Source organism: Polaromonas sp. P1_G4 (assembly GCF_056405475.1).
In genome coordinates this window covers 1-2,652 of the sequence record NZ_JBFUCA010000557.1, presented here as the reverse complement: position 1 = coordinate 2,652, position 2,652 = coordinate 1, and the positions used below count along the sequence as shown (strand labels likewise).

At 66.1% G+C, this 2,652-nt stretch carries 2 protein-coding genes; one reads left to right on the top strand and one right to left on the bottom strand.

What is annotated here, in order from left to right; translation table 11 throughout:
- Positions 1–8: 8 nt before the first annotated feature.
- Positions 9–2,039, top strand: coding sequence for a replication restart helicase PriA (gene priA, locus AC1D1X_RS20435; RefSeq protein WP_477699027.1), 2,031 nt, complete (start codon positions 9–11; stop codon positions 2,037–2,039).
- Here priA and AC1D1X_RS20430 read toward each other — a convergent pair.
- The coding region (locus AC1D1X_RS20430; RefSeq protein WP_477699026.1) for an ArsR/SmtB family transcription factor at positions 2,036–2,652 on the bottom strand (617 nt) is incomplete at its 5' end. The genes priA and AC1D1X_RS20430 overlap by 4 nt on opposite strands.

Genomic DNA, 2,652 nt, shown 5'->3' with positions numbered 1-2,652 from the left:
GTGGAACGCTGCTGGAAATACAGACGCGCCACGTCACCGGCGAGCTGGATGGGCTGCTGCCTCTTTCGGCGACCTGGCGAAAACTGGTGACGTTCACCGCGGCTTATTACCAGCGCTCCCTGGGCGAGGTGGCGCTGGCGGCATTGCCGCCGCAACTGCGCGACCTGAGCAATGTTCAGCTGGCGCGGCGGCTCAAGCGCCCGGTGGCTGACACCAGCGGCCCGCAGGACACCGCGGCGCTGATGCCGCTCAGTGCGCAGCAGGCTCTTGCCCTGGCTGAATTTGACAACGATACCCGGCCCGCGCTGCTGTTCGGCGCCACCGGCAGCGGCAAAACCGAGGTCTACCTGCGCGCCGCGGCCCGCGTGCTGGAGCAAGACCCGACGGCACAGGTGCTGGTGATGGTGCCCGAGATCAACCTCACGCCCCAACTGCAGTCGCGCTTTGAAGAACGGTTTGCCCACCTGGGCAAAGAGCGCGTGGTGGCCTTGCACAGCGGCCTGACCCCAGCCCAGCGCCTGAAAAGCTGGCTGGCAGCCCACGCCGGCCATGCGCGCCTGGTGCTGGGCACGCGCATGGCGGTGTTCGCCTCCATGCCGAATCTGCGCCTGCTGGTGGTCGACGAGGAACATGACCCAAGCTACAAGCAGCAGGAAGGCGCCCGCTATTCGGCCCGCGACCTGGCGGTCTACCGCGCCAAGGTCGAAACCGAAGACGCCACGCATACCCACGGCCCTTGTCGTGTGCTGCTAGGCTCGGCAACACCGTCGCTGGAAAGCTGGCAGGCCACCCTCACAGGCCGCTACCAACGCCTGACCATGAGTGAACGCATCGGCGGCCCTCTAGTGACGGGCACGGAAGCGCTGCAATTTTCCGACGGGCCGCCCCTAGGAAAATTAACCCCCTCGGGGGGCAGCGAGCTACACGCAGTGAGCGAGCGTGGGGGCCTACCGCTTGTTCGGCGTGTAGACATGAACCACCAGCCCAAGCACTGCGTGATTGCGCCGCCGCTGCTGGATGCCATCGCCCAGCGCGTAGCCCGTGGCGAGCAGTCGTTGATCTTTTTAAACCGGCGCGGCTATGCGCCTGTGCTGGCCTGCCATGACTGCGGCTGGAAAAGCGAGTGCCCGCACTGCAGCGCCTACCGCGTCTTCCACAAGATAGACCGCACCCTGCGCTGCCACCACTGCGGCTTCACCGAACGCGTGCCGAGCGCCTGCCCGAGCTGCGGCAACATCGACATCGCGCCCGTGGGACGCGGCACCGAACGACTGGAAGAACATTTGGCCGAATTACTGGCCGGCGTGAAGCGGCCAGACGGCGAGCCGCCGCGCATTGCCCGTATCGACGCTGACACGACGCGGCTCAAAGGGGCGCTCGAATCGCAGCTGGCCAGCGTGCATGCGGGCGAGGTCGACGTGCTGGTCGGCACGCAGATGATCGCCAAGGGGCACGACTTCCGGCACATCACGCTGGTGGCGGCCATCAACCCTGACGGGGCGCTGTTCTCCAGCGACTTCCGCGCACCCGAGCGCCTCTTCAGCCTTTTAATGCAGGCGGGAGGCCGCGCCGGCCGTGACGCGCGACACAGCGAGGCCAGCGAGATGTGGGTGCAAACCTTTCACCCCGCCCATCCGCTTTTTGAAGCACTTAAAAAGCACGACTATCCGGGTTTTGCGACGCAGCAGTTGGCCGAGCGCGAAGCGGCGGGCATGTCACCCTTCGGTTTTTCAGCGCTGGTGCGCGCCGAGGCGCGTGCGCAGGATGTGGCACAAGGATTTCTGAACGCAGCAGCGGCCCAGGCCGAGGCGCAACAACTCACAGGGCACGAACAGGTCACCGCTTACCCGGCCGTGCCGATGACGATACAGCGCGTCGCCAATATCGAGCGCGCGCAGATGCTGGTCGAAAGCCCCTCGCGCGCAGCGCTTCAACGTTTTCTCGCGGCCTGGCAACCAACGCTGTTTGAAACGCGACAGCAGGCTGAATTCAAAAGCCTGATTCGCTGGGCGATTGATGTGGATCCGATTGCGATTTAAGCAACACGTAACACCGGGCTTTGCCGCGCTGGGAAGGTCTCTCCCTCCGTCACTTGCCGCCAGTCCTCCTGCCCCATCCAGTCGCGCAGCGCCACCGCGCCTTTAGGTGTGATCTCCAGCGCGCGCATACCCTGGCGGCGCAACAGCCAGCCGCGCTCGAGGCTGTGATTGCAGATCAGCGTGCCGAGTTGGCCGGCGACGTGGAAGCGGCGCTCGCTCCAGTCCAGGCACGGGCGGCAGTAAGGCCGTTTGGTGTTGATGCTGGTTGGCGACGTTGACAGCTCAATGCCCAGGCGCGCCAGCACGGCATTGGCCTTGGGGGTGACGTGGCCGGCTTCGCCGTCAAAGGTGATGGCGCCGTCTTCCAGCAGGTGATGGGCAATGGCCACGCCGAGGCGGCCGGCGATGTGGTCGTAGCAGCTGCGGGCCATGCGCATGGCGGCGTCCTTGGGGCCGGGCACCACGGCGCGGCGCGGCGCGGGTGCGTTCTGTGAAGCCAGTTGTGTGATGCCTTCCAGCACCCGGGCCACGTTGACCGAGGCCAGGCGGTGGTAGCGGTGCCGGCCGTGTTGCTCTACGCACAGGAGGCCGCCTTCGACCATCAGGGCCAGGT